This is a genomic window from Streptomyces katrae, assembly GCF_000966975.1.
Classification (GTDB): domain Bacteria; phylum Actinomycetota; class Actinomycetes; order Streptomycetales; family Streptomycetaceae; genus Streptomyces; species Streptomyces katrae.
The window spans coordinates 1-1,678 of sequence record NZ_JZWV01001247.1 but is presented as its reverse complement, the minus strand read 5'-3'; the positions used below and the strand labels follow the sequence as shown (position 1 = coordinate 1,678).

Genomic DNA, 1,678 nt, shown 5'->3' with positions numbered 1-1,678 from the left:
CAGCAGCATCGTGCCGGTCGCCTCCACCGTGACCTGCACGATCAGGGGAAGGTCCCCCATCCCGCACCAGTCCAGGGCCCGCCGCGCGCCGATGACGGCGGCCTTCGTCTGGAGGAGGTCCTGGGTGGTCTCGACGAGGAGGGCGTCCGCGCCGCCGCGGATCAGGCCCTCCGCGTTCTCCTGGTAGGCCGCGCGCAGACGGTCGTAGGCGATGTGCCCGAGGGTGGGGAGCTTGGTGCCCGGGCCCATGGAGCCCAGGACCCAGCGGGGCCTGCCGTCGGCCGCCGTGAAGGCGTCCGCGGACTCGCGGGCGATGCGGGCGCCGGCCTCGGCGAGCTCGTAGATCCGCTCCTCGACCCCGTACTCCGCCAGCGCGGACAGGTTCGTGCCGAAGGTGTTCGTCTCGACGCAGTCCACGCCGACCGCGAAGTAGGCGTCGTGCACCGAGCGGACGATGTCGGGGCGGGTGACGTTGAGGATCTCGTTGCAGCCCTCCAGCCCCAGGAAGTCGTCCATGGTGGGGTCGGCGGCCTGGAGCATCGTGCCCATCGCCCCGTCCGCGACCACCACCCGGGTCGCGAACTCCTCCCTCAGTGACCGTCTCATCTCATCCCAGTCCCCTCAGGAGTTCCGACAGTTCCTCTTCGCTCCGCGGCCCGTAGGCGGAGCGCAGCCGGGCCAGCAGGGCGTCCCGGGTCAGCCGGTACTCCTGGGTGCCGGCGTGGTCGAGTACGGTCGCCGCGACCGCGCAGCCCAGCTGGGCCGCGTACTGCTCGGGCAGGCCCCGGGCCGTGCCGGCGAGGAACCCGGCCCGGAAGGCGTCGCCGACGCCGGTGGGGTCGACCACGGCCGTGACGGGCACCGCCGGCACGGTCAGTTCCGCGCCGGACGCGGTGCGGATGCGCACCCCGTCCTCGCCGCGGGTGGTGACCCAGGAGCCGACCCGTTCCAGGACCTGCTCCTCGGTGAGCCCGGAGCGTTCGAGGAGCAGGGCGGACTCGTACTCGTTGGTGAAGAGCCGGGTCGCGCCGTCGATGAGTTCCAGCACCTCGTCCCGGGTGAGCCGGGCGAGCTGCTGGGAGGGGTCGGAGGCGAAGGGGACGCCCAGTTCGCGGCAGGCGCGGGTGTGGCGGAGCATGGCCCGCGGGTCGTCCGGGGAGACGAGCACCAGGTCGGGCCGGCCGGTGCGGACGAAGACCTCGTGCAGGTCGATCTCGCGGGCTTCGGCCATGGCGCCCGCGTAGAAGGTGGCGATCTGGTTCTGTTCCTCGTCGGTGGTGCAGACGAAGCGGGCCGTGTGGAGGGTGTCGCTGACCCGTACGGAGTCGGTGTCCACTCCGTGGTCCTTGAGCCACACCCGGTACGGCTCGAAGTCCGCGCCCACGGCACCCACCAGCAGGGGGCGCAGTCCCAGCACGCCCAGGCCGAAGGCGATGTTCGCCGCCACGCCGCCGCGCCGCACGTCCAGGTGGTCGGCGAGGAAGGACAGGGAGACCCGGTCCAGCCGGTCCGCCAGCAGCTGCTCGGCGAACCGGCCGGGGAAGGTCATCAGGTGATCGGTCGCGATGGAACCCGTGACAGCGATCCGCATGTCAGACTCCGGCTGCCTTGCGCAGCGCGTGCACGCGGTCGGTGCGCTCCCAGGTGAACTCGGGGAGCTCGCGGCCGAAGTGGCCGT

2 protein-coding genes are annotated in these 1,678 nt (G+C 72.3%); both read right to left on the bottom strand.

The features are described 5' to 3' along the window. Nucleotides 1-606 (bottom strand): homocysteine S-methyltransferase family protein (locus VR44_RS35665; protein WP_045951802.1); only part of this gene is annotated, 606 nt, incomplete at its 3' end. A 1-nt stretch (nucleotide 607) separates the two neighbouring features. Further along, entirely contained in the window at nucleotides 608-1,591 is a 984-nt protein-coding gene (locus tag VR44_RS35660) for a carbohydrate kinase family protein (RefSeq protein ID WP_045951801.1), read from the bottom strand. Between the last annotated feature and the right edge of the window lie 87 nt (nucleotides 1,592-1,678).